This is a genomic window from Salinibaculum salinum (assembly GCF_037645885.1).
Lineage (GTDB): Archaea > Halobacteriota > Halobacteria > Halobacteriales > Haloarculaceae > Salinibaculum > Salinibaculum salinum.
In genome coordinates, this window is the sequence record NZ_JBBENW010000002.1 from 276,933 (window position 1) to 301,668 (window position 24,736).

The 24,736-nt window shown below is 64.0% G+C and carries 23 protein-coding genes; 13 read left to right on the forward strand and 10 right to left on the reverse strand.

Going from position 1 to position 24,736, the window contains the following annotated elements:
* Position 1: 1 nt before the first annotated feature.
* Positions 2 to 697, reverse strand: coding sequence for a type 1 glutamine amidotransferase domain-containing protein (locus tag WDJ60_RS04310; protein ID WP_340098766.1), 696 nt, complete (start codon positions 695 to 697; stop codon positions 2 to 4).
* Between the two features lie 68 nt (positions 698 to 765).
* Entirely contained in the window at positions 766 to 2,757 is a 1,992-nt protein-coding gene (locus tag WDJ60_RS04315; RefSeq protein WP_340098767.1) for an ABC transporter substrate-binding protein, read from the reverse strand.
* Between the two features lie 270 nt (positions 2,758 to 3,027).
* Between WDJ60_RS04315 and WDJ60_RS04320 the strand changes: the two genes are divergently transcribed.
* Positions 3,028 to 3,744, forward strand: coding sequence for a DUF5828 family protein (locus WDJ60_RS04320; protein ID WP_340098768.1), 717 nt, complete (start codon positions 3,028 to 3,030; stop codon positions 3,742 to 3,744).
* 67 nt (positions 3,745 to 3,811) lie between these two features.
* A complete protein-coding gene (locus tag WDJ60_RS04325) occupies positions 3,812 to 4,996 on the forward strand; it encodes an inorganic phosphate transporter (protein WP_340098769.1) in 1,185 nt (394 codons plus the stop codon).
* A 3-nt stretch (positions 4,997 to 4,999) separates the two neighbouring features.
* Here the strand turns inward: WDJ60_RS04325 and WDJ60_RS04330 are convergent, their stop codons facing one another.
* Positions 5,000 to 6,406: a hemolysin family protein gene (locus WDJ60_RS04330; protein WP_340098770.1), complete on the reverse strand. Its 1,407-nt coding sequence runs from the start codon at positions 6,404 to 6,406 to the stop codon at positions 5,000 to 5,002.
* 122 nt (positions 6,407 to 6,528) lie between these two features.
* On the opposite strand from WDJ60_RS04330, the gene WDJ60_RS04335 reads away from it, so the two are divergent.
* From WDJ60_RS04335 to WDJ60_RS04345, 3 genes are read left to right on the forward strand one after another with little or no spacing between them, the layout of a single operon-like run.
* Complete coding sequence (locus WDJ60_RS04335; protein WP_340098771.1) at positions 6,529 to 6,831, forward strand: glutathione S-transferase N-terminal domain-containing protein; 303 nt, start codon at positions 6,529 to 6,531, stop codon at positions 6,829 to 6,831.
* Positions 6,832 to 7,344 (forward strand): redoxin domain-containing protein, encoded by a 513-nt coding sequence (locus tag WDJ60_RS04340; RefSeq protein WP_340098772.1) that lies wholly within the window; start codon positions 6,832 to 6,834, stop codon positions 7,342 to 7,344.
* A gap of 2 nt (positions 7,345 to 7,346) precedes the next feature.
* Positions 7,347 to 7,937 carry an L-threonylcarbamoyladenylate synthase gene (locus WDJ60_RS04345; protein WP_340098773.1) on the forward strand — a complete coding sequence of 197 codons (591 nt, stop codon included), beginning with the start codon at positions 7,347 to 7,349 and terminating at the stop codon, positions 7,935 to 7,937.
* A 19-nt stretch (positions 7,938 to 7,956) separates the two neighbouring features.
* Here the strand turns inward: WDJ60_RS04345 and WDJ60_RS04350 are convergent, their stop codons facing one another.
* A complete protein-coding gene (locus WDJ60_RS04350; protein ID WP_340098774.1) occupies positions 7,957 to 8,616 on the reverse strand; it encodes a CRISPR-associated protein Cas4 in 660 nt (219 codons plus the stop codon).
* A 26-nt stretch (positions 8,617 to 8,642) separates the two neighbouring features.
* Positions 8,643 to 9,236 carry a conditioned medium-induced protein 4 gene (locus WDJ60_RS04355; RefSeq protein WP_340098775.1) on the reverse strand — a complete coding sequence of 198 codons (594 nt, stop codon included), beginning with the start codon at positions 9,234 to 9,236 and terminating at the stop codon, positions 8,643 to 8,645.
* Positions 9,237 to 9,382: 146 nt separating this feature from the next.
* Between WDJ60_RS04355 and WDJ60_RS04360 the strand changes: the two genes are divergently transcribed.
* The gene (locus tag WDJ60_RS04360) at positions 9,383 to 11,506 is read left to right on the forward strand and encodes a (Fe-S)-binding protein (RefSeq protein ID WP_340098776.1); all 2,124 of its coding nucleotides are present in this window, start codon (positions 9,383 to 9,385) and stop codon (positions 11,504 to 11,506) included.
* A 14-nt stretch (positions 11,507 to 11,520) separates the two neighbouring features.
* On the opposite strand, the gene WDJ60_RS04365 is transcribed toward WDJ60_RS04360, so the two are convergent.
* The gene (locus WDJ60_RS04365; RefSeq protein ID WP_340098777.1) at positions 11,521 to 12,180 is read right to left on the reverse strand and encodes a zinc ribbon domain-containing protein; all 660 of its coding nucleotides are present in this window, start codon (positions 12,178 to 12,180) and stop codon (positions 11,521 to 11,523) included.
* 108 nt (positions 12,181 to 12,288) lie between these two features.
* On the opposite strand from WDJ60_RS04365, the gene WDJ60_RS04370 reads away from it, so the two are divergent.
* Together WDJ60_RS04370 and WDJ60_RS04375 are read left to right on the forward strand one after the other, a co-directional pair.
* Positions 12,289 to 13,407, forward strand: coding sequence for a DUF3179 domain-containing protein (locus tag WDJ60_RS04370; protein WP_340098778.1), 1,119 nt, complete (start codon positions 12,289 to 12,291; stop codon positions 13,405 to 13,407).
* 8 nt (positions 13,408 to 13,415) lie between these two features.
* Positions 13,416 to 14,036 carry a hypothetical protein gene (locus tag WDJ60_RS04375; RefSeq protein ID WP_340098779.1) on the forward strand — a complete coding sequence of 207 codons (621 nt, stop codon included), beginning with the start codon at positions 13,416 to 13,418 and terminating at the stop codon, positions 14,034 to 14,036.
* Positions 14,037 to 14,058: 22 nt separating this feature from the next.
* Here WDJ60_RS04375 and WDJ60_RS04380 read toward each other — a convergent pair whose 3' ends face one another.
* A complete protein-coding gene (locus tag WDJ60_RS04380) occupies positions 14,059 to 14,682 on the reverse strand; it encodes a DedA family protein (RefSeq protein ID WP_340098780.1) in 624 nt (207 codons plus the stop codon).
* Positions 14,683 to 14,789: 107 nt separating this feature from the next.
* On the opposite strand from WDJ60_RS04380, the gene hemB reads away from it, so the two are divergent.
* Positions 14,790 to 15,770 carry a porphobilinogen synthase gene (gene hemB / locus WDJ60_RS04385; RefSeq protein ID WP_340098781.1) on the forward strand — a complete coding sequence of 327 codons (981 nt, stop codon included), beginning with the start codon at positions 14,790 to 14,792 and terminating at the stop codon, positions 15,768 to 15,770.
* Between the two features lie 28 nt (positions 15,771 to 15,798).
* Here the strand turns inward: hemB and WDJ60_RS04390 are convergent, their stop codons facing one another.
* Both WDJ60_RS04390 and WDJ60_RS04395 read right to left on the reverse strand, forming a co-directional pair.
* The gene (locus WDJ60_RS04390) at positions 15,799 to 16,872 is read right to left on the reverse strand and encodes a PAS domain-containing sensor histidine kinase (protein WP_340098782.1); all 1,074 of its coding nucleotides are present in this window, start codon (positions 16,870 to 16,872) and stop codon (positions 15,799 to 15,801) included.
* Positions 16,869 to 18,443 (reverse strand): methyl-accepting chemotaxis protein, encoded by a 1,575-nt coding sequence (locus tag WDJ60_RS04395; RefSeq protein WP_340098783.1) that lies wholly within the window; start codon positions 18,441 to 18,443, stop codon positions 16,869 to 16,871. The genes WDJ60_RS04390 and WDJ60_RS04395 overlap by 4 nt, the downstream gene beginning before the upstream one ends.
* Positions 18,444 to 18,919: 476 nt before the next feature.
* Between WDJ60_RS04395 and WDJ60_RS04400 the strand changes: the two genes are divergently transcribed.
* The 4 genes from WDJ60_RS04400 to WDJ60_RS04415 all read left to right on the forward strand — a co-directional run bounded on the left by WDJ60_RS04400 (position 18,920) and on the right by WDJ60_RS04415 (position 22,884).
* A complete protein-coding gene (locus WDJ60_RS04400) occupies positions 18,920 to 20,293 on the forward strand; it encodes an ammonium transporter (protein WP_417750429.1) in 1,374 nt (457 codons plus the stop codon).
* On the forward strand, positions 20,290 to 20,637 hold the full coding sequence (locus WDJ60_RS04405; RefSeq protein ID WP_340098784.1) for a P-II family nitrogen regulator: 348 nt from the start codon (positions 20,290 to 20,292) through the stop codon (positions 20,635 to 20,637). Before WDJ60_RS04400 ends, WDJ60_RS04405 begins: the two co-directional genes overlap by 4 nt.
* A gap of 84 nt (positions 20,638 to 20,721) precedes the next feature.
* Positions 20,722 to 22,068, forward strand: a complete 1,347-nt coding sequence (gene hemL, locus WDJ60_RS04410; protein ID WP_340098785.1) for a glutamate-1-semialdehyde 2,1-aminomutase — start codon at positions 20,722 to 20,724, stop codon at positions 22,066 to 22,068.
* Complete coding sequence (locus tag WDJ60_RS04415; protein WP_340098786.1) at positions 22,069 to 22,884, forward strand: HVO_0234 family beta-propeller protein; 816 nt, start codon at positions 22,069 to 22,071, stop codon at positions 22,882 to 22,884.
* A gap of 8 nt (positions 22,885 to 22,892) precedes the next feature.
* Here the strand turns inward: WDJ60_RS04415 and WDJ60_RS04420 are convergent, their stop codons facing one another.
* Positions 22,893 to 24,611 (reverse strand): sensor histidine kinase, encoded by a 1,719-nt coding sequence (locus WDJ60_RS04420; protein ID WP_340098787.1) that lies wholly within the window; start codon positions 24,609 to 24,611, stop codon positions 22,893 to 22,895.
* Positions 24,612 to 24,736: the final 125 nt, after the last annotated feature.

Consider the following 24,736-nt stretch of genomic DNA (forward strand, 5'->3'; position numbering starts at 1 on the left):
CTCAGGGCTCCGGCGTCTCGACACCGAGTTCTGACAGGAGCGTCCGCGCGGCTACCCCGGAGGATGGCGGACCGCGAGCAGTGACGAGGTCGCCGTCGACAGTGACGCTCGTCTCCTCGCCGAGTTCGGCGTCCCAGTTTCCGCCGGCTGCAATTACTTCGTCCTCGACCCAGTAGGGGAGCTTTCGGCCGTCAGTCAGCCGCTCGGCCTCGTCGAGGAGCCCCTCCTCCCACTCGTTGGGGAAGCCGGTCACGTCGCGGCCGGCGACGAGGAAGTCGCCACTCTCCTCGCGAGTAAAGGCCAGAATCCCGACCGCGTGACAGACGACCAGCGCTTTGCCGTCCTCGTCCGCGACGGCGTTCCGGAGGAGTCGGCGGGCGTGCTGGTCCTGGTTGATGTCCCACTCGGCGCCGTGGCCGCCGGGGAAGACGACGGCGTCGAATTCCTCGGCCGCGGGTTCGGTGAGCGGCACCGGGTTGTTCAGCCGCTCGTCCGTCTCGTCGGCTTCCCTGACGCGTTCGGCGGTCTCCTCGCCGACTTCCTCGGGGTCGGCAGAGCGCTTGTCGACGACGGGCGGGTCGCCACTCGGTGTCGCGACTGTGATGTCGACCCCCGCCGCGTCGAGCGTCTGGAGCGGCTCGATACACTCCTCTCCCCAGTAACCGTGTTCGCTGACGACGAATAGTGCAGATGGCATCACGCGGCCTACGAACTGGACACGCAAAAACGGCGGCATGCGCGGAATACCCTGGCCAGGCAAGCGGATCAGCGGAGGGTACAGTCGACCGCCGATGACGGGAGTGTCGCCTCCGAACCGGCCACGCGGAACAGCGGGCTGCCCGGCTGGATGGGTGCCCGCCAGTCGTCGCGGTCAGCCGCGACTATCGGCGCGACGGTCACGTCCGAGCGCGCCTGGTTGTTGAACTCCTGGAAGCTGTAGCCGCCGGAACCCTTGGGAGTGTCCTCGACGGTCATCCCCTCCAATCCGTTGACGACTGCGTCGCTCGTCCACTCACCCCGCTCCCTGGCGGCCTGAACGATCGCCGAGGCCGCGGTGAAGGCGCTGCTGGCGAACGTGTCGGGAACCGTCCCGTAGACATCGGTGTGTGCGTTGACGAACCAGTCGTTGACCGGGTTGTCGAACTGGTTCCAGTGATAGCGCGTGACGAACGGGCCGACGTTCGCCTCCCGCACGTCCCGTGCCGTGAAGTTCGAGCCGAGGGCGTCTTCGAGGATCGATCCTGGGCCCCTGAGTCCCGCCGCCGTCCAGAAGTGGCTGAGGAACTGTACGTCGGAGTTGGCCGCGAGAAAGGCCTGGAGGAACGTCGCCTGCGAGTTGGGGATAAACCCACCGACGATGGCGTCTGCCCCGGCGCTCTCTACCTCTTCGAGCACGCCGTCCCATCTGTTGTTCCCCAGTGGGACGAACTCCTCGTAGACCACGTCGACGTCCCCGTCCGCCAGTATCTGCCGGTAGTTGCTGACCCACTCCTGACCCATGGCAAAGTCGTTGGCGACCAGCGCGACCCGCTCGATATCCGTCTCCTCGACGATGTACCGTCCCCCCGTCCGGGCCATCATCGCCGACGTCGCTGTCGTCCGGAAGACGAACTCGTTGCACGACTCGCCAGTGAGTTCAGTCGCCGTCACCGGACACGCCAGGTACGGCACTTCCTGTTGTTCGGCGATTCGGCTCACCGGGAACGCACCCGCAGCAGTCCCGCCCCCGAACAACACGTCGACATCTTCGTCGGTGACGAGTTCGGATGCAACCGACGCCGTCCGGTCCGGATCGGTCTCTGCGTCGCGCACCAGGACGCTCACGGGCTGTTCGCCCACCGTCAGGTCGTACTCGCCTGCCCCATTCCACTCGGGGGGAGTCGCCCCGTCTTTGTACGACAGTCCGGACAGAAAGCCGTTCGCCACCTGTATTCCGTCTTCCGAGAGCGAACCAGAGAGGTTCACTAACGCACCGATTCGGAGGCCCGAGGTTTCCTCGTCTGCGCTCCCGGTTTTACTGGCCAGCGTTGCAGAGTCCTGACCGGAGTCCCAGCCCACCCGCACCGAGTACTCGGACGAGACGTCGACGGTGACGCGGTCGCCAGCGGTGACCGCCGACTCGCCACCGCTCGTCCCGCTGGTTGACCCGCCGAGTTCTTCCCAGGTTCCAGTCTGTGCGATGCCGTCACCGGACACGAACAGGTTGCTCGCGACGACCGTGTCGCCGGCCTCGTGTGTTATCGACAGTGTGCCTTCATCGCTATTGTACTCTATCGCGAACGAAACCTGTGGCACGGAGCTGGTGCCATCGTCGCCAGCAGGTAACTCGACGGTGTCCCAGACGGTCCACGCTCCCTCCGACTGTCGCAGTTCGAGACCGAGTTCCTCGGTCTGCTCGTTGCCGTCGACGGCAATCTGTACGGCGAGGCGGACCGTCGCGCTGTCGTCACTCTCCTCGACGACTTCGCTCTCTTCGATTCTGAGGTCTTCGAGATCATCCGGTTCCTGGTTCTCGAAGTCGATCTCACGGAGCGGTGACTCCGGGTGCAACAGCTCTATCGCGGTTTCGCCGTCCCCGCTGATCGCAGCGAAGACGAACTCCTCGGCCAGTTCGAGACGCGGGTCGCCCTCGTTTTCGTCCTCAGTGGTTTGCTCGTCTGGTTCGTCCGATTGGTTCGCCTCGTCGAGTACGTTCTCACAGCCTGCCAGCCCGACGGCAGCAGCGAGGCTTGCGGTCAGATACGTCCGGCGTCGCATACTATGCTTCTCAACAGACGAACAATTAATAGTAGCGAAAGAGGCGGATATCCGATAATAACCAGACGTGTGAGTGGTACAAACGGCACATCCTGTTGGCGATCTGTGGCAGCCGACGAGACCGAAACCGCGGGTGCTCGAAGCTGTGACGTGCTAGCAGTGGCATCTCGCCGCTTGGGCGGCACACTTATTCACATCGACTTCATACAGCGTGACAACCGATGGATTCGGGTGTCAACCAGACCGCCACTCGTCCTGCACTATTTACTCATGGCTGAATTCGAAGAGAGCGTCTCAGGCTTCAAAGTTCGCGGCGACTGGGTCGATGCTGTCGAACACGGCGAGCGCATCGTTAGCGCGCTTCGGGATCTCGGCGAGGACGAAAATGTCACCGTCGATTCGGAGGCACTCGACGAGTTCGACGAGTGGCGACCCAAGAGCCACGAGCGCATCCACGAAGACGTCAGCGAGAAGACCGCAGACAAGGCGAGTGTCGAGGAAGGGAAGGGCGAACAGGAAGGCGTCGAGCCCGACGAGGACCTCCAGACCGCCGGCGAGAAACTCGCCGAATCCTACGAGAGTCTCGACGAGCCCGACGAGGCCGTCGACAAGTGGGGCGACAGTCTGGACCACGTCGCTCGCGCCGCCGACTCGGCCGGCCGGAAGGCGCTCCGCGCCGTCGAGGGTGCGGTCTACCGCAACGTGATGACGCAGATCGCCCCCTACTACTTCGACAACGAACTCGTCAGCGCCAACCTCAAGCGGGTCGGCCGCGGCGATGGCCCTGACTACGTCTTCGAGGTCGCTATCAACGACGACGACCTGAGCATTCGCGTCTCGAACAAGCTCGCGGACTTCGAGGAGGACGTCGACCGCTGGCACGTCGACACCGAAAAAGAGACCGAGGTCGTCGAGGCCGCCGAAGGTGTCGAGGCTCCCGAACCCGACCAGACTGCCGACGCGAAAACGACTTCGAATCCCGAATGACGCCGTCCGTCGGGTCGCGTAACCGCACCCGGCAGGCTCTTATCGTTCCCACCTGTACGCCGGCGTAATGGTCACCGGAGGGACGCTCGCGACACTCCTCGTCGCTGGCGCTGCGAGTCTGTTCATGGCGTGGGCAATCGGTGCCGGCTCCTCGGGATCGACACCCTTCGCACCCGCGGTCGGTGCGAACGCTATCTCTGTCATGCGAGCCGGGTTTTTCGTCGGGATTCTGGGCCTGCTCGGTGCCGTGCTCCAGGGTGCCAACGTCACCGAGGCGGTCGGGAACTCGCTCGTGTTGAACCAGGCGCTGACACCCCCCGCCGCGATTGTCGGACTGACGACGGCCGCTGCTCTCGTCGCTATCGGCGTCTTCGCCGGCTATCCGATAGCCACCGCGTTCACCGTCACGGGGGCGGTCATCGGTGTCGGACTGGCGCTGGGCGGCGACCCCGCGTGGGCGAAATACCAGCAGATCGGGACGCTCTGGATCGCCACGCCGTTCGTCGGCGGCGGCATCGCCTACGGGACCGCGCGCCTGCTCCGGAACGAGCGGATGCCGGAACTACTACTCGTTCCGGCACTCGCTGCCGTCGTCGGCTTCCTGCTCGCGAACATCCGGTTCGTCTTCTTCGGCCCGGCCGGCGAGCAACTCTCGCTCGCGGAGGCGGCCGTTTCGCAGTTCGGTGGCGGTCTTCTCACCCACGTCGCTGTCACGCTCGCTGTCGGACTCCTCGTCGCGCTCGCACTCGGCTACGACATGGTCGGTGACGAGGCCCGCGGCCAGCGCCACTTCCTGCTCGTTCTCGGCGGTCTCGTCGCCTTTTCGGCCGGTGGGAGTCAGGTCGGGCTGGCACTCGGCCCGCTGCTCCCGCTGACCGATTCGGTGGGGATTCCGCTGGTTCCGCTCCTGTTCGGTGGTGGGCTCGGGCTCCTGATCGGCTCCTGGACCGGTGCGCCGCGGATGATAAAGGCACTCAGTCAGGACTACTCCTCGCTGGGGCCGCGCCGCTCTATCGCGGCGCTCATCCCCTCCTTTGCCATCGCCCAGGCCGCGGTTTTCTTCGGGATCCCGGTCTCGTTCAACGAGATTATCGTCTCGGCCATCATCGGCAGCGGCTACGCGGCAAGCGGCGAGGGCGGCGGCGTCTCCGGGTCGAAAATGGGGTATACGGTACTGGCCTGGATCGGGTCGCTGGTCGGTGCATTCGCAATCAGCTACGGTGTGTTCACGGGCGTCTCGATGGTTCTGTAGCTCTCAATCCTGCACCGCTTCGTCTGCGTCTGTCTCTGCTTCCGTGTCGTCTTCGGGTTCCAGTTCGGTTTCTTCCTCGTCGGCGAAGCCGCTGATGCGCGCTTTCATGATGCGGGTGTTCTCGACTTGCTCGACCCGAATTTCCACCCCGTCGTACTCGATAACTTCGCCTTCCTCGACGAGTCGACCGGCGCGGTTGAAGATGAACCCGGCGATGGTCTCGAACTCCTCGCCCTCCGGGATGTCGATCTCTAACTGCTCGTTGACTTCGTCGACGTTGACCTCGCCTTTGACGATCGCGGTGTCGTCGTCGATGAACTCGATCGGCTCCTTTTCTTCGCCTTCCAGAATCTCGCCGACGATTTCCTCGGTCAAGTCTTCCATCGTCACCAGCCCCTCGGTGGTCCCGAACTCGTCGATGACGATGACCATGTGCATGCGCTCGTCGCGCATCTCCGCGAGCAGCTCGTCGACGTTTTTCGACTCGGGGACGTGTAGCGTCGGCTGGATGAGGTCTTCCAGGTGGACGTCGGTCTCGAGTTCGCCGTAGTTCAGGTCCCGAACCAGATCGCGGATGTGAACAACACCGATGACGTTGTCCAGACTCCCCTCGTAGACTGGGGTCCGAGCGTGTCCGCTGTGGATGCACGTCTCGATAGCCTCCTCGATGGAGGCGTCTTTCGAGATGGCGGTCATGTCCAGCCGGGGTGTCATCACTTCCTTGGCGATGGTCCGATTGAAGCGGAGCGTCCGGTGGAGCATCTCACGCTCGTCTTCGTCGAGCACGCCCTCGCGCTCGCCCGTCTCGATGATGTCGCGAATCTCCTGGCGGGTGATGTAGGACGTTTCGATAGCGCCGCGGCCACCGGTAACCTTGTTGATGATCCGGGTGAGATAGTCGAAGAGTACGATCAGCGGCATCAACAGTCGTTCGGCCCACTGCAGCGGACGGGAGATGCGCAGTGCCCACGACTCGGTGTTCTCGATGGCGTAGGATTTGGGGGCAGTCTCGCCGAAGAGCAACACGAGTGCAGTGATACCAACGGTCGCCAGCACGACTGCCAGGCCGCCGTTTCCGAGGTAGAAACTCAACAGCCCAGTCGCAATCGAGGACATCGCGATGTTGACGAGATTGTTGCCGACCAGAATCGTCACGAGCAACCGGTGTGGGTCTTCGCGAAGGTGCTTGAGCAGCTTTCCGGTCGTACTCTCTTCGGCCAGTGCCTCAACGCGGTGGTCAGCCAGCGAAAACATGGCTATCTCCGAGGACGAAAAGAACGCCGAGAGGACCAACAGTAGGAAGATAGCGACGAGGCCGAGGCCGACGAAGAGGGTGTCACTCAGGGAGACACCGAGGATATCGACTGCCAGCGGCGCGACCGCCGCCGTGGCGACAGTGTGTGCCCACATTAACGTCCGGATTTGTCCGTCAGCCGGATTAAACGTTGTCATGGACGAGGTTTTGCTCCACGGATTTCGCGCGACTGTCGTGCGCCGACACGCTTACCCCACTCTCGCTCCAACTGGCCTCCATGAGCGCCCCGGCAATGACACTCTACCGACTGCAGGCGTGTCCGTTCTGTGAACGCGTCGTCCGACTGCTCGACGAGTACGACATCGACTACCGGTCGCGGTTCGTCGAACCGATGCACTCGGACCGGAACGTCGTCAAGCGACTCTCCGGCAAGCGTACCGTCCCCGCGCTGGTCGACGACAACACCGGCGCGACGCTCACCGAGAGCGCGAACATCGTCTCCTATCTCGAAACCACGTACGGCGACGAGGGAACGCTGACCGCCGCGACCGACGCCGCGACGGCCGAGGAGGGGGCGTAGATGGAACTGGACTTCGAGGTGGTCGACCTCCCCGACGCCGACTACGTCACCGAGGGCGAGCAGGCCCCTGATTTCACCCGGCCGCTGGTCAACGACGAGTACTGGGAGGACGCGTCGCTCTCCGACCTGGCCGCCGACGGGCCGGTCGTGCTCGTCTTCTATCCGATGGACGGGGCCTTTCCGGCAACGTACATCTGGAACGAACTCCGGGACCGCAACTTCGACGCGTACGACGCCACGACGGTCGGGCTTTCGATCTCGACGCCCTACGAACACAAGACGCTCATCGAAGAGCGCGAGATGTCCTTCGACCTCTTTGCCGACCCCGCCAATGGGGTCGCAGAGCAGTACGGCATCGCCCACGACCTCGACGGAATGGCCGGCATCAGCGAACCCCGCCCTGCCGTCTTCGTCATGGACGAGGAGCGAACCGTCCAGTACGCGTGGGTCGCCGAGGAGTGGCCGGATTTCCCCGATTACGACGAACTGGAAGCGGCCATCGACGCGCTCTGACGATGCAGACGACCGACGTGGATGTCGCTGCGGCCGCCATCGCAAACGGCGAATTCGTCGTCTACCCAACCGAGACCGTGTACGGACTCGGCGCGGACGCACTCGATTCCGCCGCCGTCGAACGGGTCTTCGAGGCGAAGGAACGTGACCGCGACAAGCCAGTCTCCCTGGCCGTCGAGAGCGTCGCCGCCGCCGCGACGTACACCGAGCCGACCGACCGCGAGCGCGCGTTCATGGACGCGTTCCTCCCCGGTCCGGTGACGGTCCTGGTCCAGCGGGGCGAGCGCGTCCCCGACGTACTGACGGCCGGTCGCGAGCGCGTCGGCGTGCGCGTGCCCGACCACGACTTGGCGCTCACCCTCCTCGATGCCGCCGACACGCCGGTAACGGCGACCAGCGCGAACGTCAGCGGTAAGCCGAGTGCCCGCCGTATCGCGGACGTTCACGCACCGATCCGCGAGGCTGCCGCCGTCGTGCTGGACGGCGGAGAAACGCCGGGGGGCGGCTCCACCGTCGTCGACCCGTCGACCGGCGAGATTCACCGGCGCGGGCCGCTTGCCGACGACATCGAGGCGTGGCTGGCCGAGCACTGACGCCCGCAGCAGTCACCGTTTAATCACCGCCCAGCAGCGACCGCAACGACCGTGTCTGTGTCCCACACTCGCCGCTGAACTCACACGGCGAGCACTTCGCGTCGCTTGCCGCGCGTGCGGGCGGACCGTCGATAGTGTCGGCGGTTCGGACGGCCTCGCGGTATTGTGCCCGTCGTCTACTCCCGAGCGAGATCTCGCGGACGATGCCGTGTGCGGGATACTCCGCGAAGACGCGCTCGACGCTCGTCTCGCGCTCCCACGAGAGCGCTTTCGCCGCCGCGACGAGATGAACACTCTGGGGCTGCCAGACGCCCTGTTCTGGTGGGTCACCGGCGAAGACGAGCGACAGCGTCGGCTCGTCGTCGAGTAGTTTGTGGACGACTCCACGACACTCTCGCCCGGTCAACACCACGTCACGCTCGTCCGGGGACGCGAGCGCGTCCCACGCCGAGAGACGCGCTTTCAGACAGCCAAGCCGCGAGCGATAGGTTGTCGGCGAGACGGCAATCGGCGCCGACCGGAGCGCGTCGTCGTCGGTCAGCAGTCGCTCGTACTGGAAGGCGAGTGCGCGCCGCTGCTCGACGGAATCCGGTGTCTTGACGTCGTCGGGCTGGCGGCGACGGTAGTAGAGTTTGCGCGGGCAGTAGGCGGCCGTGGCAACGTCGCGGAACGCGTGCATGGGGCGGGCTGGTCGCCCGCTCGGACTTAAAATTCCACGTCGACTTCGAGTCCTTCTGTGGCTTCGTCGAGACCGTCGTCCTGCACGTCAGCAGTGAGGTGGTCGGCGATGTCGGCGTCGGTCAGAATCTCTTCGAACTCGGTCCGGAAGCGTTGACTGACGCGTTTCGACCGGTTTTCGGCGCGCACCGCACGGACCGCCTGCTCGATATCCCCCGATTTCGCATCGAGATCGGCCGCGACTGCTCCGACAGGTTCGTCGGCAGCGAGTCGCGCCCGGAGTGTCGTCGTGTCGATATCGCCCGTATCCTCGTCGCGAACCAGATGCAGGTCCATCCGGGCGTCGAAGACGAGGTCGCGCGGGACTTTCAACACTGTCGCGATGCCGTCGTCGCTTTTCCCGTCGTAGAACTCCGTGACGATGGTACAGAGTTCCTCTGTCGCGAGCGACGTCTGGAAGTCGAACCGCTCGCGCATCCGGTCGATGACGTCTGCCAGGCGCTCGTCGACAGACTCGTCCCGGAGTAGTGACCCCCGCTGTTCCGTCTGGGACTCCGTGACCGTCTCCCCGTCGGCCACGTCGATGAAGATGTCGCGGAGTTCCGCTGTTTTGTCGTCCATCGTGCCATGTTTCCAGTTCGTTGAAACATAAAAAGCCATCCCCTGAACTATGGTAACACACTGACTAACCGATAGCTGACCGTCTACTTTCCAGCCGGTAGGCGGCCGTGGTAACACTTATACACGCAGCGAAATCGTATGTGCGTATGGTACTCTTGCAGGCCGAGCAGGTTACGCGGCCGACATTCTGGCAGATCGGGTACGTCGGGAAGGCGATCTTTTATTATCTGGCTGCCGTGGCGATTCTGGTGTTTCTCGTCGGTATCTACCAGCGAGTCACGCGCTATACCCAGGGCACAGACGACCCGTTCCCCAGACTCGACGACCTCGGAAGCCGTATCCGGTCGAGTGCACGGCTGGCGCTCTCTAACGAGAAGCAACTCGACCGCGACATCGTCGCCGGGCTGATGCACGCCGCGATTCTCTGGGGCTTTCTCACCCTGCTCATCGGGACGACGATTCTCGGCATCGATATGGACCTCTACCGCCCGCTGACCGGCGATTCTTTCTTCGTCGGTGATTTCTATCTCTCCTACTCGCTGGTAATGGACGCGATGGGACTTTTCTTCGTCGTCGGCATCGCTGTCGCCATCTACCGGCGTTACGTCGCCCGCTCGGACCGACTCTGGGGCAAACACACCGGCCGCGAGGACGACCTCTTTCTCTGGTCGCTCTTTCTCCTCGGCGTCGGCGGCTACCTCACTGAAGCTGTTCGTATCCTCGGGCAGAACTTCCCCACGTTCGAAACAGTGAGTTTCGTCGGGTACTTCCTCGCCGCCGTCGGCGCTGGCGCGGGCATCTCCCCGGAGGCGGCCGTTGCCGCCTATCCTATCGTCTGGTGGAGTCACTCACTGCTTGCGCTGTGGTTCGTCGCCTGGGTGCCCTACGCGAAGCCACTGCACATGCTCTCGTCGTTCGCAAACCTCGTTACCCGCGACGAGAAGGCCGGCAGTCGCCTCCCCGGCGTCCCCCTGGACCCGCAAGCGGATACGGAACTTGACGACGTGGACGATTTCACCTGGAAGCAACTCCTCGACCAGGACGCCTGTACGAAGTGTGGCCGGTGTTCGTCCGTCTGCCCGGCAAACGAGGCGGGGCGGCCGCTGGACCCCCGTGACGTCATTCTCGACCTCAAAAGCTACCGCGAACAGCACGACGCTGGCGGCGAGGAGCTGCCCATCGTCGCCGACGGGGGCACGTCCGTCATCGATGCGAGCACGATGGAGTCGTGTCTCTCCTGTATGGCCTGCATGGACGCTTGCCCGGTCGACATCGAGCATCTCACGCACTTTACGGACATGAATCGACAGCTCGTCGAGCAGGGCGACGTCGACGGCCACATTCAGGACGTCTTCCAGAACCTGATGCAACAGGGCAACACCTTCGGGGACTCGGCCCGCTCCCGTCCTGACTGGACCGACGAACTGGATTTCGAGGTTCCGGACGCCCGCGAACAGTCCGTCGAGTATCTCTGGTACGTCGGCGACTACCCCAGCTACGACGAGCGTAATCGCAACGTCGCACGCGCGCTCGCTCGCATCTTCGAACATGCCGGTGTCGACTACGGTATCCTCTACGAGGACGAGGTCTACGACGGCAACGACATCCGCCGGCTCGGCGAAGAGTTACTGTACGTCGAGCAGGCGTCGACGCTGATTGGCGCACTCGAAGAGTGTGAGTTCGAGACCATCGTCTGTACGGACCCACACTCGTACAACACCATCGAAAACGAGTATTCGGAGATCGACTTCGCCGAATTCGCCGACGACCCGATGCTCGAAGCTCCCGTCGAGGGCTACTGGAACGCCGACGGCGATATCGAAGTGGCCCATTACACGCAAGTCGTCGACCGACTGGTCACCGCCGGGAAACTCGACCTGGGGAGCGTTGACAGGACAGTCACCTATCACGACCCCTGTCACCTGGGTCGGTACAACGACGAGTACGAAGCGCCGCGGGAACTCGTGCGCGCGACCGGCGCGGAACTGGTCGAGATGCCGCGCAACCGCAACAACTCCTTCTGTTGTGGCGGCGGTGGCGGTGGCCTCTGGATGGACCACGACGAGGACCACAAACCCAGCGAGGAGCGTCTCCGAGAGGCTGTCGAGGACTGCGAGGAGCCACGCTCCTCGGATGGCATCGAACAGTTCGTCGTCGCCTGCCCGATGTGCGTCACGATGTTCGAGGACGGCCGCAAGACTGGCGGCTTCGAGGACGACCTCGAGATCGTCGACCTCACCGAACTGCTCGTCGACGCTATCGAGGCCTGATCAGTAACCCCTTTTTATTGCTTGTACTGCCGCCGCTGCTGTGGCTGAGTTTGTTGCTGCCCTCGCCTGGACCGATCCCGAAACACCCACCGCTGATTGTAGATGTACCAGCCCAGACCGGCGTTCAGCAGCAACCCCATGAGTCCGATACCGCTCGTGAAGGAGTTTGTCATTAGCAGCCCGCTTGTCAGGATGCCAGAGCCACTAACGGCCATCCCGGCTGTCCAGCCCCACGATTTTCTGGTCCACAGACCGGCTGCAGCGACGAGTTCGCCGACACCAAAGGCCAGCACGACCAGCGCGGTGGTCCCCATCGAGTTTCCGGCGGCGCTCGCGCCGTACGCGCCGGCCGTCTGTCCGATGCTCTGGAGTTGGAGTCCCACAAACAGCGACCCGATTCCCGACAGGACGAGCAGCCCACAGAGCAGTTTGATACCAGACGGCAGCGGTGGCCTACCGGCGGAACGCCGGCGGTTGGTGGCTTGTCGCCCCTCGTCGCTGGCCGCTGGGCGTTGCTGCCGTGGCTGCTCTGCTGACTGTCGCTGACGGTGGTCGGCGGACTGGTACTGGCGCCCTCCTTTCTGGTGGGCCTGTTCCCGTTCGATTCCGGTGCCACACGCCGGACAGACTGTCCTGTCTCCGACGGCGCTATCGCAGGCTGGACATCGTGTCATGGCCTGGGCTGGCCCCGGATTCGGATATAAAACTACGGCTGCGTTCGTGTCTGTCTGTCACACTTCCGGGCGCGGTTTATCCTCAGACCGAACATATCCTGTCTTGATATGAGTGCCACTCCGTCCCGGCGACGCTTCTTGCAGACGGTGGCGGGTGCCGGAATAGCCGGTCTAGCCGGCTGTCTCGACGCGGTTACGGGTGGTGACACACCCGAACCGACCGGGGAGCCGGTTGTCGGTGCAAGCGCGACCACTGGCGACGACTGGCCGTTCTTCTCTCACGATGTCGAACTGTCACGCGAGTACGCCGGGTTCGCGGACAACGCCGTATCGGGCGGCGTTCCGAAAGATGGCATCCCGTCGATAGACGACCCGCAGTTCGAAGACGCGAGCGATGTCGGCGAGCGACTAGATCCTGGCGACCCGGTGTTCGGGGTCGAACTCGACGGGCAGGCGCGGGCGTACCCGCAGTACATTCTCGTCCGACACGAAATCGTCAACGACGAACTGGCCGGGCACAACGTCGCGGTCACGTACTGTCCGTTGACCGGGACTGCGATAGGATTCGACCGCGGCGACGACGAATTCGGCGTCTCCGGGATGCTCGTCAACAGCAACCTGATTATGTACGACCGCGTTTCGGAGTCGTGGTGGCCCCAGGTCCTCGGGACGCTCGTCCGCGGCGAGAACGACGCGTTTCTCGGACGGTCGCTGCGTGAGTTTCGCGTGATCTGGACGACGTGGGAGCGCTGGCGAACCGTCCACGAAGACACCGAGGTCCTGACCGAGGACACGGGCGAACCGGTCGGCTACAACCGCGACCCCTACGGGACGTACAACCCTCGGAGTGGCTATTACAAAAACGAGAATCTGCTGTTCAGCCCGCTCCGAGCGGACGACCGCCACCACCCCAAATCGGTGTTCATCGGTGCCCGCACCAGCGACGGAAAGGTTGCGTTCAGCAAGGAGCGCCTCCGGGAGGAACCGCTGCTCGAAACGACCGTTGGCGGCGTGCCGTATCTCGCCGCGTCCCACGACGCGCTCGATTCGGCGTGGGTCTACCGCAACCCCGAGGACCGGACGATTGCGGCCGTCGAGGAGGGGTACGAAGGGCCCGACGGAAACCAGTACGCGGCAGACAGTCTCCCGCTGGAGCCGGTGAACGCGTTCGACGCCATGTGGTTCGCCTGGGCGGGCTTCTATCCGGACACCGAGGTTGTGGCCTGAGCGCTACCATGACAGAGACACACTCCCTCTCGACCCGGTTCACTGCGAGTCTGGCGCGAATACGGACACGAATCGCCACGACGCGGCTGGTCGCCCGCGGTGTCGTTCGCCAGCCCGGTCCGCTCGCCGTCCTGCTGGCGGTGACAGTCGCGTATCTCGGAACCTTCCTCTGGGTACTGGGCGACATCGTCGTCTCCTCGGGAGCCGGGCTTTCAGTGTTCGTCGCCGACAATCCCCTTTCGCGAACGTTTCGGCCGGCACCGGGTGCCTTCCTGTTCCAGCCGGTCGCCCTTCTCGAACTCGGGGTGCTTGTCTGGGAGTTCTCGCCGATAAACACGTTACTGGGGCTGGCGATTGCCTCGCTCGTTGGCCTGAACCTCGCGTTCTCGTATCTGGCGGTAACGCAGCCGCGGTCGTGCGGGCTGAGCACCAGTGCCGGCGTGTTCGCCTCGATTCCGGGGCTGCTGGCGGGGAGTACCTGCTGTGCACCGGTCATCCTGCTCGTCTTCGGAATCCAGGCCAGCGGGATTCTCCTGACGGCGTTCGTCTGGCTGCTTCCGGCGAGTATCGCACTCCTGCTGTCGACGCTGGTGTACGTCGCTGGCAAGGTCGACCCGACCGCGCTCTAAGTGTCGGCAGGTCGGCTGCTCGTTACAGCCAGCCAACGACGCCGAGCGTGACAGCCGCGAGGATGAGTTCGAACGAGAGCGTGCCGAGCGCAGAGAGGACGACGAACGTGCGCGTGTCCATCTCCGCGAGACCGGCGGGAATCGTCAGCATGCCGCGGGTGAACAGCAGCGTGTTGCTGACCGGTACGACCAGCGCGCCCCAGCGGTCGAACCACCCCTCGAAGCGGTCGAGATTCGCTTCGCTGACGGCAACCCAGCGGCGCTCACGGAGCACTTCGCGACCGCCTCGCTTTGCGAGCAAGAACAGCCCGGTCTGGCCGATCGTCGCGCCGATGACGGCCACGCCGACGATAGTGGCGATATCTGCTGTCGTCTCACCGAGCAGGACGACTGCTGCCGGGACCAGACTCTCGCTGGGGGCGAAGTAGAGCAACATCGCGCCCTCGACGATGAAGACGACGAAGAGCGCGGGGAGACCGTAGCGTTCGAGCAGCGACCGGGCAACGTCGGTCGTCCCTGCTGGAATCGTGAGATATCCCGTCCTGGCTGCAGTCCAGACCAGGGCTGCGATGACAGCAGTCGTGAGTAGTGCCAGGCCAATCTGACGCGAAGACAGGCGCGAGCGGGTACTGTCATCGCTACTCATCTGTGGCGGTGTAATCGCAGAACCGTCAAACGTCTTCGGGTTGATTCGACGCGGACTACGGGAGGCGGGAGCGACACGGCTTTGCCGTCGCCGCGACAATGCCGGATATGGACCTCTCACGCCGACCGCGCCGCCTGCGGACCGACGGTATTCGGCCGCTGGTGCGGGAAACCGACCTCTCGGCGTCGGACCTCATCGCACCCGTCTTCGTCGATGCCACGACCGACCAGCGCCAGCCGATCGAGTCGATGCCCGGCCACGAACGCGTGCCCGTCGACGAGGCCGTCGCTCGCGTCGAGGAAATCCGCGAGACGGGCGTCGAGGCGGTCATCGTCTTCGGCATTCCCGACTCGAAAGACGAGCGCGGCACTCGCGCGTGGGCCGAGGACGGCGTCGTGCAGGAGGCCACCCGTCGCATCACCGGCGAGACGGACGCCTACGTCATTACCGACGTCTGTCTCTGTGAGTACACCAGCCACGGTCACTGCGGGATTGTCGAGGAGTGTGCTGCGGAAGATCCCCACCTCACCGTCGAGAACGACGAGACGCTCGACCTGCTTGGTGAGATTGCTACCTCTCACGCCGAGGCAGGTGCAGATATGGTCGCCCCGTCCGGGATGATGGATGGGATGGTTGGGACGATCCGGGACGCCCTCGACGCCGACGGCTACGAGGACGTGGCAATCATGAGTTACGCCGCGAAATACGAGTCGGCCTTCTACGGGCCGTTCCGTGACGCTGCCGACGGTGCGCCGGCCTTCGGCGACCGCCGGCACTACCAGATGGATCCCGCGAACGCACGCGAAGCCACCCGTGAAGTCAGGCTCGATGTCGAACAGGGCGCAGACGTGTTGATGGTCAAACCGGCGCTTCCCTATCTCGATATCGTCGCTGGCGTGCGCGACCAGGTCGACCAGCCAGTCGCGGCGTACAACGTCTCCGGCGAGTACGCGATGCTCCACGCCGCCGCCGAGAAGGGATGGCTGGACCTCGATGCCGTCGCTTACGAGTCGCTGCTGTCTATCAAGCGGGCGGGCGCGGACCTCATTCTCACGTACTTCGCCGAGGACGTGGCCGAAACACTGTAGCGCCCGTCTCTCCGGTTGTCCCCCGGTCTCAGCTCTGGGGCTGACCGGGGACAGCGTGGCCGTTTGAAGCGAGCGGGACTCGTGCGGCCACGATTGTCTCGCCGCCGCGTCGCTCGTAGGTGAGTCGGCCGCCGTAACCCTCGATAACCCACTTGGCCAGCCACAGCCCCAGCCCGCTCCCGTGGGAGAGCTGTGAGAGCGGCCGCTCGTCGAAGACCGCTGCACGCTCGTATTCCGGGATGCCGGGACCGTTGTCGGCGATTGTCGCGACCGCCTCGGTCTCGGTGGTCGTCACGCTGACCCGGACGACTGGACCGTCCGTGTCGCCGTTCTGTCTCGGGGCGGGGGTGCTGTGTTCGAGGGCGTTCTCGAGGAGCGCATCGAGCGCAGCGCCGAGGCGGTGATCGCCGGTTACCTCTCGCGGCTCACCGATGCTGGCCTCGATAGTCGCATCCGGATATGTCTCCCGGTACCGACTGACGAGCAGCTGCAGTGTCTCGGTGATGTCGACGGATTGGCGCTCGACGCTGTCGGCACCGAGGAGGTCCTCGACCGTGCTGGCCGCGCTGCTCAGTTCCTCCAGGTCGTCGACGGTCGCGCGGATTCGACGGGCTTGCATCTGTACGACCTCGTCGTCCCTCTCGTCGAGCAGTGTGGTGGCGGCCGCGAGAATCTGGGTGAGGTCGTTGCGCAGATTGTGCCGAAGGACGCGGTGGAGGACCTGGTGGTGCTGTTCGCGGCGGCGCTGGTCCGTGATATCGGTGTAGATCGCGAGCCCGCGCTGTTCGCCGTCGCGCTCGAACGGGACGCCGCGGTAGAGAAACTCCCGAACGCCGTCGGCGGTCTGCCGGGAGACCGTCGCCCAGTTACTCTCGCCGTCGGCGGTCCGTTTGTCGAACGTCGACGCCTCGCCAGCGTGGGGGCTGGGGACGATGAAGTCGTTTATCGACTCCCCGACGATGGCCGTCTCGTCGTAGCCGAACACCTCGACGAACGCTGGATTGACCGCCCGAACGATGGGAATCTGGTCGATGAGTTCGATTTCGGCGACGGCGTCCCGGCTGAGCTCGAAGAGCCGGCCGTAGGGGTCACTCTCGCTCATCTGTCAGTGGCCCGGGGGGATCCAAGCCGAGTCGACGGTTCTCCCGTGATACCGGGCGAGTCGACGACGGTCAGGCGACGGTCGCCGCGCTCGCTCTCGACGCTGAACACCTGGTCTGCGGCCCCGACGTAGAAGGCCCCGAACGAATCGCCGACTCGCTCGCCATCGATGACGTTCAAGACGGTGTCGCTCTCTTCGAAAACGCTCCCGTCGTTCTCGTAGCGGGCCGCCCGCGCCTGCTGTTCGCCGAGGACGGCAATCTCGCCGGCGATGTTCCCGACAATAAGCAGCGGTGCGTCACGCTTGCGGTCTGTCTCACGGTTGACTTCTCCCAGCGACCGGCTCTGGAGGTCGAAGACGTTCGACCCGCGTCCCCAGGTGTCGAAGGCGTCGAGCACGAACAGGCGGTCCTCGCGGATGGCGCCATCCAGCGAGTCGTCGCTCCCCTCGAACGCTGCCGCGAGCGTGTCGCGGTCCAGCGTCGGCGTCGGCGTCAGCGACACCGCCCGGCCGTCGGCCAGCGCCGCGACGACCAGCTGCCCGACCACGTCGTCGAGAGCGGCACCGTCGGATTCGAGAACGCTCTGGCCGCCCTCGACGAGCCCACCACAGCGGTCGTCGATGGCGTCTATGCCGGTCGGGACCGACTGCGTCGTTGTGGGACCCCGGTCGGCCGTCGAGAGGGCGTCTTCGACTTCCCGGAGCATCGCCGTCTGTTCGGTCCGAGCGGTCCGAATGTCGGCGATACTGTCCTCGATGTCACCCGCCCGGTCGGCGACCTGTTCCGACTGGGCGGCAATCGTCTCGCTGGAGTCGGCGAGGTCGTCGGTCGCGACCGACACCGACTGCACGTCGTCGGCCGTTCGCTCGACGGTTTCGGCGACGGCGTCGAACTCGTCCATCGCGTCGGCGACGTGGTCCGTCCCCGTCGCGATCTGCTCGGTCGTCGCCTCCAGCTGGGCGACCGTCTCGTCGGCGGCCGCCTGTACGTCCGCCAGTGCGGACTCGATGGTGTCGGCCTGTGCCTGTGACTCGGCGGCGAGGCTCTTGATTTCGTCGGCGACGACGGCAAAGCCGTCTGCGCCACCGCCGTTGCCGGCGCGTGCGGCCTCGATAGAGGCGTTGAGCGCCAACATGTTCGTCTGCTCGGCGATGTCGTCGATGCCAGCCAGCGCGTTTTCGATAGTGTCGATTCGGTCGTTGAGCCGTCTGATTTCGGCAGCCAGTTCCTCGCTGGTCTCCTGAACTGATTCGACGACTGCCATCGCGTCGGCGGCCGCAGCGCGGCCGTCTGCAGCCCGGTCCGCGGCGTTTTCACTGCGCTGGGCGACCTGCTCGGAACTCGCGGCGACTTCTTCGATCGTCGCGCTCAACTCCGACACTTCGGTGACGACGGTCCCGATTTCGTCCGCTTGCGCGCCCGCGAGCCCGTCGATAGCGGCCAACTGCTCGTCGACGGTCTCCGAGGCCGTTCGAACGGCACCGACCGCGCCCGTCGCGTTCGCAATCGCTCGGCTATCGGCGTGTTGGCCCGCTTCGTCTGCTGACTGCTCACTCGTCTGTCCACGCATCATCTCTCACCGCGTTCTTTCAGATGTCGATGGTCAAAATCCATGAATATCATCTCTATAACTCGAATACAGTGGATACGCACACGGTGATGATGAATATATTTAAGAACTTAACCGCTCTGTGGCTGGCAAATATTTCGCTCACTCGTCATCGCGGCGTGAACCGGCGCGCGCGGCGCGAAACCACCGATTTTTGCGGGGGATGGCTTCCATGCCGGTCGACAAATGTCCGAAAACGAGCTGACAAACTCACTAATTCTGGACAGTTTACATCCTTATACAGCTAATATTCTTTTGAATTATGGCTGAATGTCCATCTCAAACGCTATTTATGCAATTCTGTAAAGCCAATGCTTATGTATGTGTCTTCCGGTAGGGTATCTCGTGAGAAGAACAACGATATCGTAGGTATCGCGAAGAAAGGTGGACAAACGAACACGCAAGATCAAAGACACAATACAGGTGAGAAATTCAGAATGATAGATCCAATCCCATTACAGGTAACGGCAGAGACGTTCGCAGAGAACATCAACGCGCTCGGAGCGAGTATCAATTACATGTGGATACTGACCGTCTCCTTCCTCATTTTCTTCATGCACGCTGGCTTCGCCATGCTGGAGGCGGGGCAGGTACGGTCGAAGAACGTGGCAAACCAGTTGACGAAGAACCTCCTGACGTGGAGCGTCGGAGTAACGGTGTTTTTCCTCATCGGTGCTGGGGTAAGCAGTCTCGTCGGCGGGGGGGGCTTCAACTTCGTTCCCGTTGACGACCCCGCAAGCTGGGGCAACGGCTGGTTCTACGGCGCCGTCTTCGCCATGACGGCGGCGACGATTGTTTCCGGTGCTGTCGCCGGCCGCGCGAAACTCCGCGCGTACGTGACCTACACGTTCCTGCTGGCGGCGGTCATCTACCCGGTCGTCACCGGCATCACGTGGGCTGGTGGATACATACAGTTCGGTGATGCGGTCTTCTACGACTTCGCTGGCGGAACCATCGTCCACGCGATGGGCGGTGTCGCCGGCCTGACGGCCGCGTACGTGCTCGGTCCCCGCATCGGACGGTTCAACGACGACGGCTCGGTGAACGTCATCCCCGGTCACTCGATGACGTTCGCAGTACTCGGGACGCTCCTCCTGGCCTTCGGCTGGTACGGCTTCAACGTCGGGACCGCGTCCATACTCAGCGTCTCCGCGGTGACTGTCGAGGACGGCGCAATCACGGGCGGGATAGCCTTCAACGGTGCAGTCCTCGGTCGCGTCGTCATGACGACCACGGTGTCGATGGCCATGGGTGCCATCGGTGCCGCGCTCGTCGCCTGGGCCAAGACTGGCAAGGTCGACACGCTCTACGTCGCCAACGGTCTGCTCGCCGGGCTCGTCGGTATCACGGCGATTCCGGACGCTGCGACGTGGTGGGGTGCCCTCCTCATCGGTCTGCTCGCCGGCGCACAGCTCCCACTCGTCTTCGAACTGACCGAGAAACTGGGCATCGACGACGTGTGTGCGGTCTTCCCCGTCCACGGGAGCGCCGGCGTGCTGGGCACGCTCGCGTTCCCCTTCGTCGCTGCTGACCTCGGCCCGTCGGTTGCGAACGCGTTCCTCGCACAGGTTGTCGGCGTCGCCGCTATCCTTGGCTGGACGGTCGTCGCGACCGGCCTCATCTGGTACGTCCTCAAGGCGACGGGACAGGCACGCGTCACTCCCGAGCACGAACAGGAGGGACTGGACGTCTCCGAACACGGCGTCGAGACCTACCCCGAGTTCGGTGGCTCGGACAGCGTCGTTGCAGACGGTGGCCCAACTTTCAAGACGGACGGCGGTTCGGATATCACTGAAGGTGACAACGAATGAGCGAAATCGAAATGATCATCGCGTACATTCGTCCAGACAAACTGGGCGATGTCAAGCAAAGTCTCGCAGAAGCCGGCGCGCCGTCGCTGACGGTGACGAACGTCTCCGGCCGCGGCTCACAGCCCTCGAAGAAGGGGCAGTGGCGCGGCGAGGAGTACGTCGTCGACCTGCATCAGAAGGTCAAACTCGAATGTGTCGTCGCGGACATCCCATCGGACGATGTCGTCGACGCCATCGAAGAGGCCGCCCACACGGGCGAACCCGGTGACGGGAAAATCTTCGTGATGCCCGTCGACAGCGCGGTCCAGATTCGGACCGGCAAACGCGGCCCCGACGCGGTCTAGCCGCCCCGTCTCGTCGTCTGCGACCGCGCGCCACCGCACGCGTGACGCGTTAGCTTCTTTCTGCTGCCCCCCGAACCGCCAGCTATGACTCACGAGCAGTCCCGGTCGCTGTACGACCGCGCACTCTCTGTCCTGGCGGGCGGGGTCAACTCCTCTGTCCGAGCCACACAACCGTATCCAATCTTCGTCGAGCGCGGCGACGGCGGCCACGTCATCGACGCCGACGGGAATCGCTACATCGACTACGTGATGGGCTACGGCCCGCTCCTGCTGGGCCACGACATGCCCGACCGGGTCCAGTCGGTCGTCCTGCAGTACGCCGCCGAGGGGCCGATGTACGGCGTTCCGACGGAAGTCGAGGTGGAACTGGCCGAGTTCATCACCCGCCACGTCGCCAGCGTCGAGATGCTCCGCTTCGTCAACAGCGGGACCGAGGCGACGGTGTCGGCGGTCCGACTCGCCCGCGCCTACACCGGCCGTGACAAGATCGTCGTCATGCAGGGCGGCTATCACGGTGCTCAGGAGTCCACGCTCGTCGACGGCGAGGGCGATCACACGGTCCCCTCCTCGCCCGGTATCCCCGACTCGTTTGCCGAACACACCATCGCCGTCCCGTTCAACGACGAGGCGGCGATCGACCGCGTCTTCGAGGCCCACGGCGAGGACATCGCCGCCGTCCTCACCGAACCGATTCTCGGCAACTACGGCATCGTCTACCCCGAAGACGGCTACCACGACCACCTCCGGGAGGTGACCGAGGAGTACGGGTCGCTGCTGGTCTTCGACGAGGTCATCACCGGCTTCCGCGTCGGCGGTCTCCAGTGTGCCCAGGGCAAGTTCGACATCGAACCGGACCTGACGACCTTCGCCAAGATAATTGGCGGCGGCTTCCCCGTCGGTGCGATCGGCGGCCGGTCGGAACTCATCGAGCAGTTCACGCCCGCGGGCGACGTGTTCCAGTCGGGAACGTTCTCCGGGCATCCGGTAACGATGGCCGCCGGACTGGAGACGTTACGATACGCCGCCGAGAACGATGTCTACGACCACGTCAACGGGCTGGCCGACCAGTTGCGCTCGGGGCTGACCGATATCCTCGCCGACGAGGCCCCGGAGTACACCGTCGTCGGCAGCGACTCGATGTTCAAGGTCATCTTCACCCGCAACGGTGGCGACGCGCGCACCGACCGCACCGACCACTGCGAAGCGGGCTGCCGGCAGCGCCCCTCCTGTCCGCGCTACGACGCCTGCCCGAAGAACGGCCACGACGTGAAAGCCGCCGAGACCGAGCGGTGGGTCCGACTCTTCCGTTCGCAAATGCAAGAGGAGGGCGTCCTCTTGCCGGCAAATCAGTTTGAGTCGCAGTTCGTCTGCGCGGCACACACCGAGGAAGACATCGAGGAGACGCTGGAAGCGTACAAGGAGGCGCTGTAGATGCCTGCCGAAGACGACATCACGCTCGACGAAAAGCGCGTCTACGGGGAGACACGCGACGAGACGACTGCTTTCGTCGCCTCCGACATGGGCGTCACGCGCGTCGAAGTCGCCGGCGACCAGATCGGGCGGTTTTCCATGGTCCACGACGACCCCGCCACCTCTATCGCCGGCGCGGACGGCAAACTCGTCGTCGGGACCGAATCTGACGTGCTCGTGGGGACCGACGACGGCTTCGCCGAGGCGAACTTCGGACCGGCCGACGTGGTCGGGCTCGACGACGGCACGCCACTCGCCGTCGCCCCCGACGGCACCGTCGCCCGACTGGAGGGTGACGACTGGGTGACCGTCGGAAGCGTCACCGGACCCCGCCGGATGGACGGCAACCTGCTGGCTACGCGTGACAGCGTCGTCCGGGTCGCCGCCGGACTGTTCGACCTCGATGCGGGACCGACCGTCCGCGACGTGGCTGCGGCCGGGCCGTACGCTGCGACGGCCGACGGCGTACTGGCCTACGACGACGGCTGGACGCGCGTCGCTGGCGGAGACTGTACGCTCGTGGCTGCTGACGACGAACGCGCTCACGCCGTCAGCGAGGACGGACTGCTGATTCGTCGTGACGGCGACTGGCAGGTGCACGACCTGCCGACCGACACGGCCGTTGCTGACATCGGTTACGGCGAGAGTCTCTACGCGGTGACCGCCGACGGCACCGTCTTCGTCGACGCCGCGCCCGAGATCACGCCCGACGGACAGGGCGGCTGGCGCTCGCGAGCGCTGGGTGTGCGAAACGTCGTCGGCCTGGCTGTTCCCTGACCGCCTCGTCAGACGCCGATATCTGTCTGCTCTCGGTTTTCGATTGCGGTTGTCTGTTGACTGTCAGGCTCGTCGAGAATCTTCTGGAGTTCGACGACGAAGACCGCTCCAGTCGGTTCGTTGTGTTCGACCCAGACACTCCCCCCGAACTGCTGGACCAGTTGCTCGACGAGATAGAGCCCGATGCCAGTCCCCTCGCTGTCGAGTCCCTTCTCACCTTTCCCGAAGATTTCGTCCCGCCGGTCTGCTGGAATTCCCGGGCCGTTGTCGGCGACGCGAACGGTGACCGTCTCACCGGTTTCCGCCGTCGAGACGGTGATAACGGGCGTCTCTTTGTCGTTGTGCTGGACGGCGTTGTTCAGCAGATTCCGGAAGACCGACGAGAGGAGCTCGTTTGCCTGGACCGAGCCGGCCGGAATCTCGCTGGGAGCGTGACACTCCGCGTCCGGATAGGCGTTTTTCGCCTGTTCGAGTTCATTTTTGAGATAGGTTCGAAGGTCGATTGGTTTCAACTCCAGTGCCTCGTCGCCTGCGAGCGAGTCGACGAACTCTCTGGCTATCTTGGTAAGTTCGACCGTGTGTTCTGCGGCGTTACGGACGCGACCCAGGGCATCGTCTCCTGTCTCGTCGACGTGGTCTTCGAGTATCTCGCTCCACAGGAGAACGATGTTCATGTCGTTGCGGATGTCGTGCCGGACGACCCGATTCAGTGCCTCCAACTGCTCGTTTTTTTGTTCGAGATCCCGACGATACTGCTCTGTTTTGGTCACGTCGGCGATGACGAGTGACTTTCCTGTTGCCGTCTCTCCGGTAATAAACGGGTTCGTCGACACCTGATAGAACCGTCGTTCACCACCGCGTTCCAGTTCCAGCGGACCGGCGTCGGCGGCCATGTGTGTGGCAAGTTCCGGAGCCACGCTTCCGAGTGGCTTCCCCCTCGACCCGCCGAGTTCGGGGAAGAGGTCACTGGCTTTCCGGGAGTAGTCCCGAATCGTCTCACCGCGATCGAGAAAGACGACCGGGTCGTCGGCGTCCCCCGCGAGCCGGACAGCCTGAAACTGGTTGAAGTAGACGAACAGGACACCGACGGCGAAGACGGCCACACCGAGTGGCTCGTAGGTCAGCGAGAGCAACTGCGGACGAACGATACCCAGCACGTTGAAGCCGACCGGCAGGGCGGTGAGCGAAACGAGAAACACCAGGGGGCGCGTGTCTGTGCCGGCGTAATAGAACCGCTCGAGAAGCATGAAAAAGCCGACCGAGGAAACCGAGTAGGCGAGACCGAGTGCGACCCAGTGGACGACGCCGTACTGTATCGCCAGATGGGAGAACGGGGTCGTCATCTGACTTGTTGTAAAGTACAGGTGATGCAGCGGGTTCGTCGCCTTCAGCACGACGAAGAACAGAAAGACACCGATGACAGACCATCGCGAGAGGATGGGTCGTGGTTGCCGGCCGGTGTAGGCGGCTGTAAAGTACAGCCAGGCCCCGACAGCGGCGAGTCCCGCGACCAGTCCGAGCGTGTACAGACCGCTCTGGACGCTGGGAACTGGGGCGACCAGATAGCTCATCTGAAACCCCGCCCAGAGCCCACTCGTTACCAGGAGCGCGACCAGCCCCACCCTGGTTCCCGGGTGTTGAATCTTCCTGGCACGCGGGACGCTCCCGAAACACGCCAGCGTAGCGAGAGCGAATGCGCCAACGTGTCCGGCAAATAATAGACTCATGCTCTGTCTTTGATCTTAGCAGCGACTTCGAATCTGAAGGCTGTGAAAAATACACATCTGGTAGTATTAAAAAGACGATGGTTGCTCACCCTTTCTATTCGAGGAGATATTCAGGTACAGTTCAG